Below are 18,522 nucleotides of genomic sequence, written 5' to 3' on the forward strand. Positions count from 1 at the left end.
TGAACACAGCTATGGACGATAAAACCCAAAGCTCGGTTCAGTATCACATTCTCCACCACTGGCCATTGATGCCAATGTGAGTGCTGATTGATGATTGATGATTGATGATTGATGATTAGAAAGTGGAAAGTGGAAAGTAGTCATTGAAGAGCAATCTCGTCATAGCCTCTCAGCACAGAAAAATACACATAAAAAAACGCCCGAGATACAAGACCGTGGGCGTTGTGTTGATTTTACTGTACAGCTAAGGCTTATTCGCCTTTTAAGATTTCAGCAATGGTAAGCACGCCATGAGTGGTCGCGCCGGCAGCCCACAGTGCTGAACCAGAATCATCGAATGCCCCCGCTAAATCCATGTGTAACCATTTAGCTTGTGGTGAAACAAAGCGCCATAGGAAACCCGCTGCATTTGACGCACCGCCTGCACCGCCACCTTTTACAGGGCGACTGTTGGCCGTATCAGCATAGGCTGATGGGCACATGTCTTTATGCCAAGCATCTAGCGGCAATGGCCATACACGCTCAGCAACACTGGCCGCTTTCAGCTGTGCCAATTGCAGAGTTTCAACTTGTGGCGAGAAAATCGCATTGTAGTTAGCGCCAACTGCCATCACTGCGGCACCGGTTAAGGTAGCGGCATCTATGATCAATGGCGCGCCAGTGTCAGAGGCGGCTTGCAAGCCATCGGCTAGCACTAAACGGCCTTCAGCATCTGTGTTAACCACTTCAACTGTCACACCATTTTTATAGGTTAAGATGTCACCTAACTTGTAAGCACGGCCGCTGATTAAGTTCTCGGCGCAGCATAAAAATAGCTTAACGCGCTTGTTCAAGCCGCCTTTAATGGCAAGGCCCAAGGCTGCCGTCACTGTCGCCGCCCCACCCATGTCGCACTTCATGCCCAACATGCCTTCCGATGATTTAATACTGTAACCACCAGAGTCAAAGGTAATGCCTTTGCCCACTAGTGCCACTGATACTTCGGCATCTTGTCCCAATGGGTTGTAATCAAGCTCAAGCATCACAGGCGGGCGCTCACTACCACGGCCAACTGCATGCAGACCAATCCACTGCGCTTCAAGCAAAGCTTGGCCTTCAATAATCTTGAAACTCACCTTGTCACCACCAATGGCCTTTAACCACTGAGCCGCTTCTGTGGCTAAGGTTAATGGAGACTGATCTTCAGGAGTGTCGTTAATGAGCTTACGAGCAAAACTTGCGGCTTCGAATCTTTGATTCAACTGGGCTTTTTCGATTTCGCTGCCACACCAACGCACTTGATAGCCAGGCTTAGCGGTCGCAAAACCTTGGGCGAAAGCCCACTGGCTGTCTAGGCTCCAAAACTCGCCTTCAAGTTGCACCTGACTAATACCTTGACCACGAATTTTTCTTGCCGCCATCTGAATTTGGCGCAGCTCATCGCCGCCCATAAGATGGATTTTGGCTTGATGTCCTTCAAAGCTTACATCCGCTTTACCCCAGATACTGGCAGGCGCTTGCTTGCTAAGGCTAACTATCATTATTTCCATTACAGTTTCCTTTAAATTGCTGTGCTGACACGTGACCGATTTTTCGGTCTAATGGCATCAGTGTACTGGATCCCTCTGCTTAGGATAATCCCTTGGACAAAATTTGTTACCATATGCGCTATTCGTCCTCACTCTGAGTTTTATCATGCAATACTCCAAAGCTTTGGCCCACGGTACTCTGCTCAGGCGCTACAAGCGCTTCCTCGCTGATGTACAACTTGACGATGGCACAGAAATCACGCTGCACTGCCCCAATACCGGCTCAATGAAAAACTGCTTATTCCCCGGCGAAACGGTGTGGTTTTCAACTTCAGACAATCCTAAGCGTAAATACGCTCACACTTGGGAATTATCAAACACCCCAGATAAGCACTTGATTGGCATCAATACCGGCCGTGCTAACGCCCTAGCCGAGGAAGCGATAAACTCAGGCATAATCACAGAGCTTACAGGTTATGACACCCTAAAACGGGAAGTTAAATACGGCGAAGAAAACAGCCGTATCGACATACTATTAAGCAGTGACACTCGGCCAAGCTGTTATATTGAAGTGAAAAGCTGTACCTTGTTAGACGAAGGTTCGAACTCAGGCACAGGTTACTTTCCAGATTCTGTGACTGTGCGAGGCCAAAAACACTTACGTGAACTTATTCACATGGTAGAACAAGGACATAGGGCGGTATTACTTTTTGTGGTTCAGCACTCAGGTATTACTAGTGTAAGCCCTGCAAGGCACATAGATGCAGCCTATAGTGACCTATTGACTCAAGCGCTCGATGCGGGCGTCGAAGTTATAGCCTATCAAACGCACATGTCGCCTCAGGAAAGTCAATTATTGACACCTTGCCCTGTAATAACTTAATCCGTGCTGAGACAAAATACTCCGCAAATTATTTGCCACGCTATAGAGATTCTGTTATAGATAGCGGCCATAAATTTAAGACGCCCTTAAAACGCAAAAGATCACAGGAGATGCGTTATGCCAGAAGGCACTAAAAAACTCGGCGTACTCGCTATCGCAGGAGTCGATCCTTACCAAGAGAAAGCCGGTGAGGAATACATGAATCCAAAGCAACGTAGTCACTTTAAAGTGATCCTCGATGCTTGGCGCAATCAATTACGTGAAGAAGTTGACCGCACCCTATCTCACATGCAAGACGAAGCGGCAAACTTTCCCGATCCGGTCGATCGTGCGGCTCAAGAGGAAGAGTTCAGCTTAGAGTTACGTGCTCGTGATAGAGAACGTAAACTGATTAAGAAAATTGAAAAAACACTGCAAAAGATTGAAGAAGACGATTTTGGATTCTGCGACTCGTGTGGTGTTGAAATTGGTATCCGTCGCTTAGAGGCGCGTCCAACAGCCGATCAGTGTATCGATTGTAAGACGTTAGCCGAGATCAAAGAAAAGCAAATGGCGGGCTAAATTGAGACTTATGCTCTCAAGATACCGACCCAACAGGGCGAGCTTAGGCTCGCCCTGTTTATTTATCGGCAATCAACATCATTAAGGTATTTAGGTGACTGTTCTATATCGAGGTCGTTTCGCCCCTTCCCCTTCTGGACCATTACATTTTGGGTCTCTGGTTGCCGCACTGGGCAGCTATTTACGTGCTAAAAGCCTTGGGGGGAAATGGCTGCTGCGCATTGAAGATATCGATCCCCCTCGAGAAATTGCTGGTGCCAGCAGCCAAATTCTTCATACTCTCACAGCCTACGGTTTTGAATGGGATGAAGAAGTACTTTATCAAAGTCAACGTATAGAAACTTATCAGACGCAAATAGATCAATGGATAGCCCAAGATAAAGCCTATTTTTGCCACTGCAGCCGCAAACAAATCCAACTGATGGGCGGCACCTATGATGGCCGCTGCAATCTATGCCGCCCAAAATTAACTTCAGGCGCTGTGCGTATCGTCAATCACAGTAAAGTCGACCGTTTCGATGACGCCTTGATGGGCACAGTTATCCAAGATGCACACTTTGCTGGAGAAGATTTTATTGTCAAACGCAGTGACGGCCTTTATGCCTATCAATTGGCAGTGGTGCTCGATGATGCCTACCAAGGGATAACTGAGGTGGTCAGGGGCAGCGATTTACTGCAACCCACAGTGAGACAAATTAGCCTCTATCGCATATTAGGTTTAACTGAACCCAGCTGGCTGCATTTACCATTAGCTTGTACTGAACCTGGGCTTAAGCTTTCCAAACAGAACCATGCACAAGCCATTGACTTACTAAATCCTGGCCCTAGTATCAATGCCGCTTTGAACTTTTTAGGTCAAGCAAAGGTTGAGTTAGCCCCAGCTAACATCATGCTTGAGCAAGCCATTAAGCAGTTTGTGCTTAAAGATATACCTGCACATACTGAGATCTTGCTGTAAGTTTAATTCGCCGAGATCGCTATCATGTTGATCGGATATACTCATTAGCAACTAATTGGTATATGATAGCCGCCATATTTTTACCCTATTCACTTAAGTCGTTCGAGGTGTATTATTTTTCGCCGTATAAGCCAATTCTGCAAACAGCTTTTTAGTAGCAACGAAGCTGCGCCGACCGAAGCCGCACTAGACTCTAGTGGCAGCTTACGTCTTGATATCGTTTCCAGAGATGGCCACGATATTTCTCGAAGGCAGATCAGTGAAAACGCACTTAAAGTTCTCTACCGCTTAAGTAAATCAGGCTATAAAGCCTATTTGGTCGGCGGTGGGGTACGCGATATTCTGCTTGGCTTAGAGCCTAAAGATTTTGATGTGGTCACCAATGCCACCCCTGATGAAATCAAAGCACTGTTTCGCAATTGCCGCTTAGTCGGTCGCCGCTTTAGATTGGCGCACATCGTCTTTGGTCGCGACGTGATTGAAGTTGCCACTTTCCGTGGTCATCACGGCGAAAGCAACGAAAAAATCTCTAAATCAAACGCTGAAGGCCGCCTATTACGCGACAACGTCTATGGCGAAATAGACGAAGATGCCGAACGCCGCGATTTCACCGTTAACGCCTTATATTATGATATCAGTGACTATTCTATCCGCAGTTATGGTGGCGGTATGGACGATTTACGTAATAAAAGTATCAAGATGATTGGCGATCCTGAGACGCGCTACCGTGAAGATCCGGTGCGGATGTTAAGGGCGGTGCGTTTTGCCACTAAACTGGATATGCAAATTGAGCCAGTCACCGCCGCGCCAATTGCTGAGCTTGCAAATCTGCTGGCTGATATTCCTGCAGCGCGCATGTACGAAGAAGTGCTGAAACTCTTCTTTGCAGGTAAAGCGGAAGCAAACTTTGAATTAATGCTGAAATTTGGTTTATTTGCGCCATTATTTCCTCAGGTGCAAGCTTTACTGGACGAATCACCAAAAGGTGACACCGCCCGCATGGTACGCGCCATTATGCGCAATACCGATCTTCGTGTTAGCCAAGATAAACCAGTAACCCCGGCCTTCTTTTATGCAGCCATGCTATGGTACCCGCTAAAGCGTCGCGCGGAAGATATGGCGATGGAAATCGGCTTAAGCGCTTATGATGCACACGTTGCAGCCATGGGTGATGTGATGGAGCAGCAATGCCAAACCATCAGCATTCCACGCCGTTTTAGCACACCAGCAAAAGATATCTGGCAATTACAGTTACGTCTTGAGCGCGGCCAAAATACCCGTTCCTTCAAGTTGTTTGAGCACCCTAAATTCCGCGCAGCATACGACTTGCTACTGCTTAGAGGTGAAACAGAAGCTGGCACTATCGCTAAATCTGCAGCTTGGTGGCAAAGCTTTGTCGAAGCCGACGAAGAGAGCCGCAGTCAGTTCGTAAAAGAGTCAAGCAAAGGCGTTAGCCGCAATCGCAGCACAGGCCCAAGAAAACGTCGCAAGCCCAGCGGCTCTGGGAGTAGTGCTAACAGTGCCGCCAAAAGTGCGACAAAATCTACTGATTAATCATGGCATTGGTTTATATCGCCCTCGGCGCTAATCTAGACGAACCGCTACAGCAGCTTAACAGTGCCGCCCAAGCGCTGGCTAAGCTGGCTGAAGCAGACAGCCTTACAGTGTCACCTTTTTATCGCTCAGTGCCCATGGGTGATATTCCACAGCCTGAATACCTTAATGGTGTCGCTAGCTTTCACACCTCCCTGTCACCGCTTGAATTACTCGATGCACTGCAAGCCATTGAGTTAAATCAAGGCAGGCAAAGACTGCTGCGCTGGGGGCCAAGAACTTTAGACTTAGACATGCTGCTATACGATGATCTTTGTCTTAACTCCGAACGGCTCACCCTGCCTCATTACGGCATGAAACAGCGCAGCTTCGTGTTAGTGCCTTTGTTTGATATCGCCCCTGAGCTAACGCTTCCTTGCAAAACCCGGCTTAATCAGTTGATATCTCCAGCAATGCGTGATGAATTGCAAAGGCACCAAGAGTAAATTTGACCTCCTAGCTCAAAGCGTTAAGCTAGAGGTATTAAGCAATAACCTTTACCTTTGAAGAGTTTACTATGTCAAAAGTCACTAGCTCTACCCTGATGAAATTTAAGCAAGAAGGCACTAAATTCACCTCTATCACAGCATACGATGCAAGCTTTGCCGCCGCCTTCGACAGCGAAGGCATTGACGCCATTTTAGTGGGCGATTCTCTAGGTATGGTGCTTCAAGGCCATGATGATACCTTGCCTGTCACCACCGCAGATGTTGCCTATCACACAGCTTGTGTACGCCGTGGAGTGAGCCGCGCCTTACTTATTGCCGACATGCCTTTTATGAGCTATGCCACCCCAGAGCAAGCCATGACCAACGCCACCACCTTGATGCAAGCGGGTGCCAATATGGTCAAAGTTGAGGGTGGCCATTGGTTACTAGACACAGTCACCATGCTGACTCAGCGGGGGATCCCTGTTTGTGGTCACTTAGGATTAACGCCGCAGTCTGTGCATGTGTTTGGCGGCTTTAAGATGCAAGGTAAAGACGAGAAAAATGCCCAGCGTATCTTAGATGAAGCCTTAGCCTTACAAGCGGCTGGCGCGCAACTTTTAGTGCTTGAATGCATCCCTGCATCATTAGCTAAAACCATCACCCAAGCATTGGCAATTCCCGTGATTGGCATAGGCGCAGGTGCTGATACCGATGGCCAAATTCTAGTAATGCATGATGTATTAGGCATTACCAGCGGCTACATTCCAAAATTCTCCAAAAACTATCTTAAACAAACCGGTGAAATACGCTCAGCCATTAAAGCTTATATTGATGAAGTCGCCGCTGGGGATTTCCCCGGTGCAGAGCACACCTTGGTTTAACAGGCATTACAGTCCGATTCATGGAATGAATTAAGGTTAGATCTCAATATCAGTAAAGTTAACATTAAAGGTAATTCAGCAAGATGATCACCAGTTCAGATGTCTCGACAATTCGTGCCCAAGTCAGGGCTTGGCGCAATAAAGGCGAGTCGGTTGCCTTTGTGCCGACCATGGGAAATTTACACCAAGGGCATATCACCTTAGTGAATGAAGCCAAGCACAGAGCCGATCACGTGGTGGTGTCTATTTTCGTTAACCCAATGCAATTTGGTCAACATGAAGATCTTGATGCTTACCCGCGCACCTTAGAGGCCGATAGCCAAGCCTTAATAGAAGCAGGGGCTGAACTTTTATTTACCCCTACACCACAAACCATTTACCCAAAAGGCGTAAGTCAGCAGACATTTGTTGAAGTTCCTGATATTGGTGAGAAATTTTGTGGCGCAAGTCGGCCAGGGCATTTTCGCGGTGTAGCCACTATTGTGTGTAAGCTATTTAACATAGTGCAACCAGATATCGCCCTGTTCGGCCGTAAGGATTTTCAGCAACTTTTAGTCATTAAACACATGGTTGCCGACCTATCTTTACCGATAGATATCATAGGTATTGATACTATTCGTGAAATATCTGGCCTTGCTATGAGCTCGCGTAATGGCTATTTAACTGCTGAGCAGAAACATACGGCCGCCACTATCAAACAGGCGCTTGATCTCATTGCCAGCAAGATTTGCCAAGGTGAAACCATAGAAAAAGCCACAGTTCAAGGCAAGGCCATGATAACTCAGGCAGGCTTTAAGCTAGATTATTTGAATGTATGCAATGCTGACAACTTGCAGCCAGCACAGGACGATGGAGAGCCACTGGTTATCTTAGTCGCTGCGTATTTGGGGAAAACTCGCCTCATCGACAACCTCTGCTTTAAGCGTTAATCAGCCGTAGTTTATATTCAAAGCATTAAGGAGCCTAGGCTCCTTTTTTGTGGCCATTGTTCAATGCTAACCCTACTAATAAATTATTCTCACATAAATATTGAGGGCTACAAGATAGCAATACTCAACAAAAACACTGATAACAAGCTGGTTTTATAACTCAAGGTAGGCCATAGTAATGAACGTTATTATAGCTTTATGAACCGATTTTGCCTGACCAAAGGACTGAGAACTGCATGTTGAGAAAGCTCCTCCTCTTGGTATTATGCTGGTGGCCTTTAGTCGGCCAGAGCAATACCATTTACAAATGCATGAAAGACGGCAAGGTCGTTTTCAGCCAAAATGCTTGCCCCGATGATTTTAGCCAGCATAGAATTGAATACCAGCTAGGAATAACGACAGAAACTGATACCGACAGACGGGTGCAGGCTAACGACCCTTTAAAAGATATTCTCAGCAGTGGCGGCACCATATCAGTAGAGAAACTTTTGCAACTCCTGGACGGTGAGCTGTATCGCCTCAAGCAAGAAAATAGCTATTTTGATATTATTCGTGTCAGTGAAATTCAAAAATTAGAACGCAAGCTTTATTGGGATAAGTTAGAAAAAACTGACCCCAAATACCTTGCTGAGCTAGCCAAAACTCATCAAAGATACGATGAACTCATCGCCAGTAACTTAAATATGATAAAACTGCTCAATGACCGTAAAATGCAAATATTAGCCGCTATGCCTGAGCCAGAATAAGCGCTAGAAAATATTAAGCCCGATTTAATCTGGCTTGAATACGCCAATCACAGCACCGGTAGCTTTTTGAGCGACTTTTTCTTCGGTTTGCTGCTCGCGATAATCACAATCAGTGCACTCTATGGTTTCTACGCCGTGCTCTTTAAAGAGTAAAATACTGTCTCTAGCACCACATTTGGGGCATTTTGCCCCAGCCACAAAGCGCTTTTTTATCTTAGTCATTAGCCTTTTTCCACGAAAAATCTATGTTCAGTGCCGCCATTTTAACTGCTTATCTGTCAGAACGTCTCTCTTTTCCCTAACTAATGGGAAATAAGTGGCTTCTAGGGTATTATCCTTGGCAATTTCGTCCTTTATTTCTCCAACTAAGTTGTCATTCATGATTAGCATTAGCCAAGCACAATTAGTCCGCGGTACCAAGACCTTACTCGATGAAGCCTCATTAACCATTTATCCTGGCCACAAGGTCGGCCTAGTGGGCGCCAATGGTACCGGTAAATCATCACTCATGGCGCTGATCTTAGGGCAACTTCATTTAGATAAAGGGGAGTTCAGCTTGCCTTCAGGTTGGCGCATCGCCACAGTAGCTCAGGAGACTCCCGCCCTTGAAGTGTCAGCACTTGAGTATGTTATTGATGGCGACACTGAATACCGCGAATTAGAAGCCAAACTACATCAAGCCCAAGCCGACGATGATGGTAATGCCATTGCACGAATTCATGGCCAAATTGATGCCATTGGCGGCTATGCCATTAAGGCCCGCGCTGGCGCACTATTGGCAGGCCTTGGCTTTAGTGAAACATCACAAGGCAATGAAGTAAAAAGCTTTTCTGGTGGTTGGCGCATGCGTTTAAACTTGGCCCAGGCGCTGTTGTGTCGCTCAGAACTGTTATTACTCGATGAGCCCACTAACCACTTAGATTTAGACACAATGTACTGGCTTGAAGGCTGGATTAAGTCCTATCAAGGCACACTTATTCTGATCAGTCACGACCGCGACTTTATCGACGGCATAGTCGATGAAATTGTGCATGTTGAACATTATAAATTGAATTTTTATAAGGGTAACTACAGCGCCTTTGAACGCATTCGCGCCGAGCGTTTAGCCCAACAACAAGTGGCTTTTGAGCGTCAGCAAAAAGAGCGTGCTCACATGCAGACCTTCGTCGACCGTTTCCGCTACAAAGCCAGTAAAGCAAAACAAGCCCAGAGCCGTTTAAAAGCACTAGAACGAATGACAGAACTGCTGCCATCTCACTCCCAAAGTCCATTTTATATGGAGTTTCGTGAACCAGAAGCCCTGCCAAATCCGCTTATTGCTATGGAGCAAGTGTCTGTTGGCTACGGCGACACCACCATTTTAAGCAAGGTACATTTGAACTTAGTGCCAGGGGCTCGGATCGGCTTACTTGGCCGTAATGGCGCAGGTAAATCAACCCTTATTAAGTTGTTATCAGGGCAATTACAAGCCAAAACAGGCCTTTACCAGCCAAATCCCGGCGTCAATATTGGCTATTTTGCTCAGCATCAGGTGGAGTTTTTACGCTTAGATGATACACCGTTACAGCATCTTGTGCGCTTAGCCCCCAATGCTCGCGAGCAAGAATTACGCAACTTTCTTGGTGGCTTTGGCTTCGATGGTGATATGGCGCTGGCCCCAGTACGGCCCTTCTCAGGCGGCGAGAAAGCTCGCCTAGTATTAGCGCTATTGGTATGGCAAAAGCCCAACTTATTATTGCTCGATGAACCCACCAACCACTTAGATTTAGAGATGCGTCACGCCTTAACCATGGCGCTGCAAACCTTTGAAGGCGCGATGGTTATTGTGTCACACGATAGACATCTATTGCGCTTAAGCTGTAGCGATTACTACTTGGTTGACCAAGGCGTGGTCACAAGCTTTGATGGCGACTTAGATGATTATCACCAGTGGCTACTAGAGGCGGCCAAAGCGGCCCAATCAACCCCTAGCAATGGCGATGATGCCAAACCGCAACAAGATAAGAAACTACAAAAACGCATTCAAGCTGAATTAAGACAAAAAGTGTCGCCACTTAAGAAGCTGCAAGCAAAACTAGAAACGGCTCAGGACAAATATGCCGCACGGCTCACAGAGTTAGAAGCGGCATTAGCCGATACTAACCTCTATGAAGCCGATAATAAGGCGCAAATGACCGCGGTATTGAATGAGCGTACAACGCTGACTCAAGCCATGGAAGAAAGTGAAATGAATTGGCTAGAACTGCAAGAGCAGATCGATGCGATAGAACTTGAGTTCGAACTCGAATAGTGTAACTTAACCGCAAAGAGAATTATTTTTATTTAGTAAAATTGTCAATAGGTTAAGCTTCAGTATTTACTCCTAGGGTCGCTTTCTAATGAAGGGCCTAATAAGCCAAATACTGGATTAACTCTCACAGGTGAATAACCACCTAATACTTCTGTAATGACAATGATTAGCGTCAATCAAATAAAAATATTCCCATTAGATGGCTCACTGCCGAGGGATGCAACTGTGAATAGGGAACAATAAATGGGTATAGCAATGACAACGCAACACAAACTCCGCTTTAGCCCACAGTTATGGCAAGATTGCGAACAACATTATCAGGTCAATACTGAGCATTACCTGGCGCTGCAAGATACCTATCAGGTCAATGTTAACTTACTGTTACTCGCCCAACACTTAGATCAGCAAGAGTTATTCTTCACTCAACAGCAGTGGGAAAGCCTTACTGCCTGCATCGAGTTGTGGGAGAATAATGTGGTGCAACCCTATCGTAAACTACGCCGGTTGACCAAGCCTCATATGGACAGCACTGAGTATGAAAAAATGCTCAATGTAGAGCTCATCATGGAGCGTAAGTCACAGCAAATGTTACTGCAAAGACTCAATCAATTCCAAGCCGATGGCGATGCCAGTAACACCAACAACTACTTAAGCCTATTCGGCCTAGACGAAACCGTGGTCGCCTAGGCCTATGGCTTCTGCCTGCAGTTTTACCATACTTTGCAGACCCATTTCGGCACTCACCCACCTAAAGCCGTCATTGTTGAATCTTGGAAAGATATGCAGGTGAAAGTGTTTTAGCTCATTAAAGCCGCCATTATTCTGAAGTAAACTAACTCCTTCGGGTGAATATTTACTCACTATTTTTCGATAAATGGCTCTTGCTACCAGCAATATCTCCGCCATGACATCTTCTGAGACATCAATAAAATCGTGATAGGGTTTCTTAGGGCAAATTAATACATGACCTAGGTTGATAGGGTCGTGATCTAAAAATTCGATGACATTATCCGTTTCGTAAAGAATTACGGCATCAACTTCTCGTCTAACAATTTGCTCTACTACCGTCATCCCAGTTCAAAAATAGACAAAGTTTTAGTATTCCTACTCTTCTCATAACACCCACCATCTAAGTGATACATACAGACTTAGCTATCATCTAATGTGAATTTTACGACCATAAACATACTCCAAGTCCCTTGAAGTACAAACCATAAAAGTCACAGCATTATTTTTTTATCGCGATAAATTTGCCATAAAATGCAATAAAAGCAGTATTTTTGCACAATTATCCTGCTAAATTATTACAGTTATGTATAATAAAAGGATTGATAGTAAGGTAACAAACTAAAGTTTGAGAGCTATGTTGAATCCTAAATATAAAGTCTTGATTGAAGAAGCAAATATCAGAGGAAAAGATCATGTTTCGATGCAGTTATGTGGTGAGCTATTGTCCCTCAATCATGTAATTGTTGAACAATGTGGCGAACGAGTGGGGCAATATGCCTTATCGGAAGGACGTTTTGTGGTCATGTTACTGCTGTACAATATGGGAGAACTGACTCCATCTGAACTTTCCAGTATGACCGGCTTAACCCGTTCAGCAATGACATCAGTAATGGATTTTTTGGAAAAACATCATTATGCGGTACGCAATATGGGCTCCACTGATCGACGCTCATTTACCGTAAGTATGGTCGACGACGGCAAGGTATTTTTCGAGAAAGTACTTGAATCACAATTAGACTGGCTAGCCTGCCTGAGTGATAATTTAGATACAGATGAGAAACAGCAATTTTTGCATCTGACCCGAAAAATGGCGTTAGGTCTGAAACAAGATTAACACTTAGACTGCCCCGCCATGAGTCAAAGGGGCAGCCAAGGTATTATTCGTTGTCTTAGTAATTTTTGCGTCGGCTCATTTCAGCAAACTGCGGATCATTCCCTGTGATCCCAGCCTCACCCCAATATTGATTATCGATTTCTTGCAAATAAACGGTAATTTTATCCAGTGGCGCGCCAGTCACTTGATGCACAGTGCGCGTTAATTCTTCAATTAACTTTTTCTTCATCTGTTGGTCATCTGATTTCCAGGTTGTTACATTAATAATCGGCATAATAGAGTGTCCTTAATTGTTAGATATGGTAATAAATTCAGAAAATGCCGCTTGAGGCAATTTCAGTTGCGCATGAATATCGCCACCCAGCCCATACAAGCCTATCGCCCCACCATGAGCGCATTGACTACTCATAAACAGCACGACTATGTTGATTATTCTATTTTGGTTTAATTCTGGGGCGGGAAACGGGTTTTGCATAATGGCCTGATAGCGACCGCATCCCTCTTCATCGGTAATGAAACAATTTGGGATCCCAAGTGGTCCTGGACGACTGGGCTCTAGTGGGTTGAGATCGTTTTCACGTAATGCCATCACAGTGTAGAGGCTGTTAGGAACCAAATTTTGCATTAACAGGAGGAACTTCGCCGCTTGTTGCTGTTCAACCAGAGTCACGGTCAATTCACCTTGGGCCCTAAGCCAATTCCCTAAGGTGATCGGCTGGTTAAATTGCCTAGAATGCTCGAGCTCAAAGTCGGGTACCGCTTGGTGTAACCCTAAACTTGGTCGAATTTTTTGATGCGCCTCTGGCGCTTGCTCCGGAGCAAACAACATACTGTAGTTATTGCACGGCAGAGGAAGTGGCAAAGTATGTAATACCATAGCCGCTGCCTCCTCTAGATTTTGAGGATCCAATTCACGAATAATGTCATAAGCCGCTAGCGCCCCAAATTCTGGCACGCTAGAGCTAGCACTAACAAGCGCAGCCCCCCATTGCATATCAATGCCTGTAGGGGATTGTCGCAGTATATTTCCCACCACAACAAAATGACCATCTGAATTCATAATTTCGCTAGGGGGATACAAGGGTCCTTGTGTTGTCACAGTTAACGGATAAGTACGTTGCATGATATATCCTTATGATAAAAATAAGTTGCTGGCGCTGATGTAGCCTCATCCGTGGATTTACAGTGCTACACCAGTCCGTTCGCCAGCTAACTGAATGACCTATAATCTTGCTTATGGGCTATCGCCGTTTCATTCACTGGTCGCTCTTGCTTATGAGCAACACTATTCACTGTTTAAGGCGATACATTGGTAGCGGCTAACACACTTTTGTATGTGCTAATGGCATTCATACAGGCTGGCACCCCTGCGTAAACCGCCATTTGGATAACAATTTCCAGCAATTCTGCAGGTGTTACCCCTATGTTTAGCGCCGCTTTCATGTGTAATGCTAATTGGAGCTGAGCATTACCTAATGTGATTAAAGACGCTATGGTGATCATTTCTCGGGTTTTCAAATCTAAACCCGGTCGCCCCACCACATCAGCAAAGGCATAGTTAACAATCAACTTTGGCAGTTCTGCATCTAACGCACCCAAACTAGCGATCACTTGCTCGGCAAGTCCATCTTGTAATTGGTTCATGATCTGCTTGCCATATTCAGATAAACCTTGTTTGTCACTCATACACTTTCCCCCTCTGGCAGTATTTCTACTCGGGCAGAATTAGTGGCCGCAAGCGCCAATAAAACAAGCGAGCATGCAATCGCAGATCCTGAGCAAATCATTAATACTGCGAATGAAAATTGTGCAACCAGCCAAGCACCCAATAGCGCACCTGAACCAATCGCCGCATTAAAAATAGACACATACACCGCAGATGCCGGGAAGGCTCTGTGCTGCGCAGTTTTTAACACCCAAGTTTGAAAGCCGACAAACACACTCGATGTCGCCAGTCCCCAAACAGAGATAAGCAGCACAATAGAGGTTTGAGTTAACGCTTGCGCCCCCATTCCTAATGTCACTAACACACAGGCAATAGCGATTATGGCAACTGCAATTAAGCGTTTTAAGTAGCGATCAATAAAAGCGCCAGTAATGAAGTTCCCCAACAATCCTGCACAGCCAAAAGTAAATAGCATCATGGCTATCATAGTGTTGGATACTGAGTCACTGGTTTGTAGATACGGTTCTATAAAGGTAAATGCAGTAAAATGAGCCGTAATAGCAATAAAGGTTGCGGCATAAATTTTTAATAACAAAGGGTCTGTTATGACTTGCTTGAGTGCACTCACCCCCAGTTCACTGTTCGCTTTTACCGAAGGAACTAAGCAGAGGATCCCAACTAAAGATAAAACACTGAGCAAAGAGATTAGCCAGAAAGCACTTTGCCAAGTCCATTGACTGCCAATAAAATTAGCCAATGGCACACCAAATACACTGGCGGCAGATACCCCACCAAACACAATCGATGTAGCTAAACCAAGCTGCCTTGCTGGCACTAACGACATTGCCAGTGCACCTATCATGGCCCAAAAAGCACCGTGTGATAATGCACCGACCACCCTCGCGGCTAACAATAAGGTGTAGCTGCTCGCTAAAGCAGACAATATATTTGAGACCAGCAAGATCAATATTAGCCCCAGCAATAAACGTTTTTTAGATACATTCCCCAAAAAAATACTCGACAATAAGGCGCTAATGGCACCAATCCAAGCATATAGCGTGACGGTTAATCCAATCATGGATTCCGACTGATTCAAACTCTCCGCCATAGGGGTAAGTAAACCTATCGGGGCTAATTCTGCAGTAACAATTGTAAATGTTGAGATGGCAAGAATAAAAATTGCCAGCCACATTTTTAGGTTGGAGCTAAATAAATGATTATTTTCAGACATAATAAACTCAAAATATAATAATACTAACTTAGTAAACAAACCGTTAACTGAGGTTATTTAATACGGAATTAATAACGTTCGCCTTTAACAATAAAGGCATCACTGAGTTCGGTGAGATGTTGATAATCACTTTGACTTAATGAGATAGCTGCAGCAGCCACATTCTCACGCAAATATTCAATCCTTTTAGTACCAGGAATACTGATCACATTAGTGCGATGTTTTGACAACCAGGCCAAGGATAACTGTGCTGCGGTACAGTTATTAGCTTGAGCCAGTTGAGCTAACGCCTGAGTGAATTGATTGTTATGAGCCAAATTCGCTTGATTAAAGCGTGGTAAGTTTTGCCTAAAATCTGTCACCACTAAATCATCTTTCGATTGAATCGCACCGCTTAGTAAACCACGACAAATAGGGCTGTAAGCCACAAAACTAATGCCTAATTGTTGACAGGTATCCAGTACCCCATTGCGCTCCACGTCACGGCTAAGCAAGGAGTACTCAGTTTGAATGGCGCTAAGACCTTGTCGCCCTTGGGTAGAGGTCAGCAAACAATCGTGAGCGAACAGGATATTTTCTGCACTAACTTCCGAGAGGCCTACCGCCCTAATTTTACCTTCAGAGAGCAATTCTGCCATAGCTTGCATTGCTAATTTAATACTCTGTTTGTCATCTTTCACACGATGTAAATAATAGAGATCGATATGTGTATTTAATCGCAAAGTACTATGATCACAACTGGCCTTAATATACTCTGGACTGTTATCAATATGACGAGCAGTTGGCTGACTCTTATCCCTGACAATACCGCATTTAGTCGCTATGACTAATTGTTCTCTGATTGGATGTTGTGAGAGTATTTCTGATAATAGACGCTCATTCTCACCATAACCGTACATGTCTGCGGTATCAAAAAAATTTACACCTAATGAAATAGCTTCTTTTAATACTTGATAAGCATTTAATGGATCAATCTCACCATAAAACTCTGACATCCCCATGCAACCCAAGCCTTGAGTTGAAACCTGAATATCACTATTGCCTAATAAGATTTTCCTCATGAATTCATCCTTAAATTACCCTTAACAATATAGTACGATATCGTAATATCAACACCTAAACAGTGCTAAGTCAACTCTGTTTATAAACTTAACAGCTGGTATGGCGCTAAAGCCGCTTCAGGGCAGGGTATTGCTGAGTGGCACTTAAGTAATTTCAAACTAAAGATGGAGGGCACTACATGAAGTGAGAGGGGGCACTCGAAAGACAGGGCCACCACACAGAAGTACAGTCATTTGGTGAGACAATAATGACCTTATTGCCTTTTATTAATAGATTATTGAGCTCTTATGTTGGCAGCGCCATTAAACGCTGGCGTTTAATGGCGCTAATTTAACAGCTTATCCAACAACAGGCTTTAGCCTTTGAGCTAGCAGACTGGCATTGCGGGCAACGAGGGCGTAAATCGACAGCTGCGGATTTGCTCCTAGGCTGGTTGGAAATACTGAACCGTCCATGACAGATAAGTTTTCTAAGTAATGGCTGCTGCCTTCGCTGTTGACCATGGAGATGAGTCTGTCTTCCCCCATAGGGCAGCCACCCATCACATGTGCCGATGCCACAACTGTGCGCAGCAATCCTAAATCTGCGATTTCAATCTCAGCCTTAGCTTGAGTCCAAGAATTAAGTTGTGGCAGTCCCTCAGTCATAGGCATAACTTGTTTAGCACCTGCGGCAAACTGCAGTTCAGCCATGCTTAAAAATGCCCTTCTTGCCCCTTGCCAAAAACCTTCTGTTAATGGGTAATCTAACGCGAAGCCGTTATCGGTTAAGCGCACTTGACCGCCGGGGCATTGCTCATTAAAGCCGTCACGAATAAGGGCGATAACCACTTGCATGCGGTTGAAATTTTTCATCAATTCAGCATGACTCTGACCGTAGCCTAAGGTTTTTGAGGCCACCAGCACCGGGTGCACTGGCGCCACTTCTAATTTGTAGCCTAGCTCGCCACTGGCACCATCACGCCAGACAAACTCATCAGAATAGATGGATTGCGGCGCGCCGCTGTGGCCTTTGATTTGCTCATTATAAATAGCACCAGACAATAACGACGGATGCAGGAAGGTTTTGCCTAGCAGCTCAAAAGGATCGGGAGTATTGGAGCGCATGAGTAATGCGGGAGTATGGATGGCACCGGCGCTTAAAATGTAATGCTTAGCCGAAAACGTCAGCGTGACGCCTTGGGGTTCAAAATTATTGCTAACCGCTTGTGCCTTAAGGCCTATGACCTTGCCTTCACTGTGCTCTATCTGCATCACTTTAGCGCGGCTAATTAATTGCGCCCCTGAATCTAAGGCACTGGGAATGGTAGTCACTAGCATAGATTGCTTAGCATTTACCGGACAGCCCATGCCGCAATAGCCTGTGTTCCAGCAGCCTTTTACATTGCGTTTAATAACTGTACTTTGCCAGCCAAGCTTATTGCAGCCTTCGAGCAAGGCACCATTATTGCGGTTCGGCTCATACTTCCAAGTGCTGATATTGAGCCGCTGCTCCATGGCTTCAAACCAAGGCGTCATGCTCTGTTCATTAAGTCCTACAACCGACTTTTCCTTAGCCCAAAAATTTAAAGTGGGCTCAGGGGTTCGAATGGATGTGGTCCAGTTAATGGTGGTTGAGCCACCAACGGTGCGGCCTTGAAAAATACTAATGCCTTTGTCAGCGGTTTTCATCGCTGCCGCTTGCTGATAAAGATTGGGGTAGGCAGTGCGTTCTTCCATATCAAAATCTTTAGAGGATTTAAGCGCACCCGCTTCTATCATAATGACCTTCAGCCCAGCTTGAGTTAGCACTTCAGCTGCAACCCCGCCACCAGCCCCTGTGCCAACGATAACCACATCGGCTTCAAAATGCTGCGCAGTTTCTAACCTGCTGGCATCAATATGCTGCCAGCCGCTTTTAAGGCCGTTTTCAATGGGATCGACAATACTCAAAAGCAACAC

At 45.3% G+C, this 18,522-nt stretch carries 20 protein-coding genes; 11 read left to right on the forward strand and 9 right to left on the reverse strand.

Annotated features, from left to right (window positions below; translation table 11 throughout):
- Nucleotides 1-251: 251 nt before the first annotated feature.
- Nucleotides 252-1,529, reverse strand: coding sequence for an aminopeptidase PepB (gene pepB, locus H5073_RS02640; protein ID WP_182676696.1), 1,278 nt, complete (start codon nucleotides 1,527-1,529; stop codon nucleotides 252-254).
- 145 nt (nucleotides 1,530-1,674) lie between these two features.
- On the opposite strand from pepB, the gene sfsA reads away from it, so the two are divergent.
- The 8 genes from sfsA (at nucleotide 1,675) to H5073_RS02680 (ending at nucleotide 8,490) form a co-directional block, all read left to right on the forward strand.
- Nucleotides 1,675-2,391: a DNA/RNA nuclease SfsA gene (gene sfsA, locus H5073_RS02645; RefSeq protein ID WP_182676697.1), complete on the forward strand. Its 717-nt coding sequence runs from the start codon at nucleotides 1,675-1,677 to the stop codon at nucleotides 2,389-2,391.
- A 117-nt stretch (nucleotides 2,392-2,508) separates the two neighbouring features.
- The gene (gene dksA, locus H5073_RS02650; RefSeq protein ID WP_182676699.1) at nucleotides 2,509-2,952 is read left to right on the forward strand and encodes an RNA polymerase-binding protein DksA; all 444 of its coding nucleotides are present in this window, start codon (nucleotides 2,509-2,511) and stop codon (nucleotides 2,950-2,952) included.
- Between the two features lie 94 nt (nucleotides 2,953-3,046).
- Entirely contained in the window at nucleotides 3,047-3,910 is an 864-nt protein-coding gene (gene gluQRS / locus H5073_RS02655) for a tRNA glutamyl-Q(34) synthetase GluQRS (protein ID WP_182676701.1), read from the forward strand.
- A 216-nt stretch (nucleotides 3,911-4,126) separates the two neighbouring features.
- Complete coding sequence (locus H5073_RS02660; protein ID WP_182676899.1) at nucleotides 4,127-5,464, forward strand: polynucleotide adenylyltransferase PcnB; 1,338 nt, start codon at nucleotides 4,127-4,129, stop codon at nucleotides 5,462-5,464.
- A gap of 2 nt (nucleotides 5,465-5,466) precedes the next feature.
- Nucleotides 5,467-5,949 (forward strand): 2-amino-4-hydroxy-6-hydroxymethyldihydropteridine diphosphokinase, encoded by a 483-nt coding sequence (folK, locus tag H5073_RS02665; RefSeq protein WP_182676703.1) that lies wholly within the window; start codon nucleotides 5,467-5,469, stop codon nucleotides 5,947-5,949.
- A gap of 71 nt (nucleotides 5,950-6,020) precedes the next feature.
- Complete coding sequence (gene panB / locus H5073_RS02670; protein ID WP_182676712.1) at nucleotides 6,021-6,815, forward strand: 3-methyl-2-oxobutanoate hydroxymethyltransferase; 795 nt, start codon at nucleotides 6,021-6,023, stop codon at nucleotides 6,813-6,815.
- 83 nt (nucleotides 6,816-6,898) lie between these two features.
- Complete coding sequence (panC, locus tag H5073_RS02675) at nucleotides 6,899-7,744, forward strand: pantoate--beta-alanine ligase (RefSeq protein WP_182676714.1); 846 nt, start codon at nucleotides 6,899-6,901, stop codon at nucleotides 7,742-7,744.
- Between the two features lie 236 nt (nucleotides 7,745-7,980).
- Entirely contained in the window at nucleotides 7,981-8,490 is a 510-nt protein-coding gene (locus H5073_RS02680; RefSeq protein WP_182676716.1) for a DUF4124 domain-containing protein, read from the forward strand.
- A gap of 24 nt (nucleotides 8,491-8,514) precedes the next feature.
- On the opposite strand, the gene H5073_RS02685 is transcribed toward H5073_RS02680, so the two are convergent.
- Entirely contained in the window at nucleotides 8,515-8,712 is a 198-nt protein-coding gene (locus H5073_RS02685) for a YheV family putative zinc ribbon protein (RefSeq protein WP_182676718.1), read from the reverse strand.
- A gap of 157 nt (nucleotides 8,713-8,869) precedes the next feature.
- On the opposite strand from H5073_RS02685, the gene H5073_RS02690 reads away from it, so the two are divergent.
- Both H5073_RS02690 and H5073_RS02695 read left to right on the forward strand, forming a co-directional pair.
- The gene (locus H5073_RS02690; protein WP_182676720.1) at nucleotides 8,870-10,780 is read left to right on the forward strand and encodes an ABC transporter ATP-binding protein; all 1,911 of its coding nucleotides are present in this window, start codon (nucleotides 8,870-8,872) and stop codon (nucleotides 10,778-10,780) included.
- Between the two features lie 255 nt (nucleotides 10,781-11,035).
- The gene (locus H5073_RS02695) at nucleotides 11,036-11,467 is read left to right on the forward strand and encodes a TIGR02444 family protein (protein ID WP_259394796.1); all 432 of its coding nucleotides are present in this window, start codon (nucleotides 11,036-11,038) and stop codon (nucleotides 11,465-11,467) included.
- Here H5073_RS02695 and H5073_RS02700 read toward each other — a convergent pair.
- Nucleotides 11,444-11,851 carry an HIT family protein gene (locus H5073_RS02700; RefSeq protein WP_182676724.1) on the reverse strand — a complete coding sequence of 136 codons (408 nt, stop codon included), beginning with the start codon at nucleotides 11,849-11,851 and terminating at the stop codon, nucleotides 11,444-11,446. The two genes, H5073_RS02695 and H5073_RS02700, sit on opposite strands and share 24 nt — an antisense overlap.
- A gap of 292 nt (nucleotides 11,852-12,143) precedes the next feature.
- Between H5073_RS02700 and H5073_RS02705 the strand changes: the two genes are divergently transcribed.
- Nucleotides 12,144-12,623, forward strand: coding sequence for a MarR family winged helix-turn-helix transcriptional regulator (locus H5073_RS02705; RefSeq protein ID WP_182676726.1), 480 nt, complete (start codon nucleotides 12,144-12,146; stop codon nucleotides 12,621-12,623).
- A gap of 55 nt (nucleotides 12,624-12,678) precedes the next feature.
- On the opposite strand, the gene H5073_RS02710 is transcribed toward H5073_RS02705, so the two are convergent.
- From H5073_RS02710 to H5073_RS02735, 6 genes are all read right to left on the reverse strand, one after another.
- Complete coding sequence (locus H5073_RS02710; RefSeq protein WP_182676728.1) at nucleotides 12,679-12,897, reverse strand: tautomerase family protein; 219 nt, start codon at nucleotides 12,895-12,897, stop codon at nucleotides 12,679-12,681.
- 12 nt (nucleotides 12,898-12,909) lie between these two features.
- Nucleotides 12,910-13,746 (reverse strand): hypothetical protein, encoded by an 837-nt coding sequence (locus H5073_RS02715; protein WP_182676729.1) that lies wholly within the window; start codon nucleotides 13,744-13,746, stop codon nucleotides 12,910-12,912.
- 173 nt (nucleotides 13,747-13,919) lie between these two features.
- Nucleotides 13,920-14,309, reverse strand: coding sequence for a carboxymuconolactone decarboxylase family protein (locus H5073_RS02720; protein ID WP_182676731.1), 390 nt, complete (start codon nucleotides 14,307-14,309; stop codon nucleotides 13,920-13,922).
- The gene (locus H5073_RS02725; RefSeq protein ID WP_182676733.1) at nucleotides 14,306-15,520 is read right to left on the reverse strand and encodes an MFS transporter; all 1,215 of its coding nucleotides are present in this window, start codon (nucleotides 15,518-15,520) and stop codon (nucleotides 14,306-14,308) included. The genes H5073_RS02720 and H5073_RS02725 overlap by 4 nt, the downstream gene beginning before the upstream one ends.
- A 68-nt stretch (nucleotides 15,521-15,588) precedes the next feature.
- Nucleotides 15,589-16,581 (reverse strand): aldo/keto reductase, encoded by a 993-nt coding sequence (locus H5073_RS02730; RefSeq protein WP_182676735.1) that lies wholly within the window; start codon nucleotides 16,579-16,581, stop codon nucleotides 15,589-15,591.
- Between the two features lie 339 nt (nucleotides 16,582-16,920).
- Complete coding sequence (locus tag H5073_RS02735) at nucleotides 16,921-18,513, reverse strand: GMC family oxidoreductase (protein WP_182676737.1); 1,593 nt, start codon at nucleotides 18,511-18,513, stop codon at nucleotides 16,921-16,923.
- Nucleotides 18,514-18,522: the final 9 nt, after the last annotated feature.

It is taken from the genome of Shewanella sp. SR44-3, assembly GCF_014163735.1.
Lineage (GTDB): Bacteria > Pseudomonadota > Gammaproteobacteria > Enterobacterales > Shewanellaceae > Shewanella.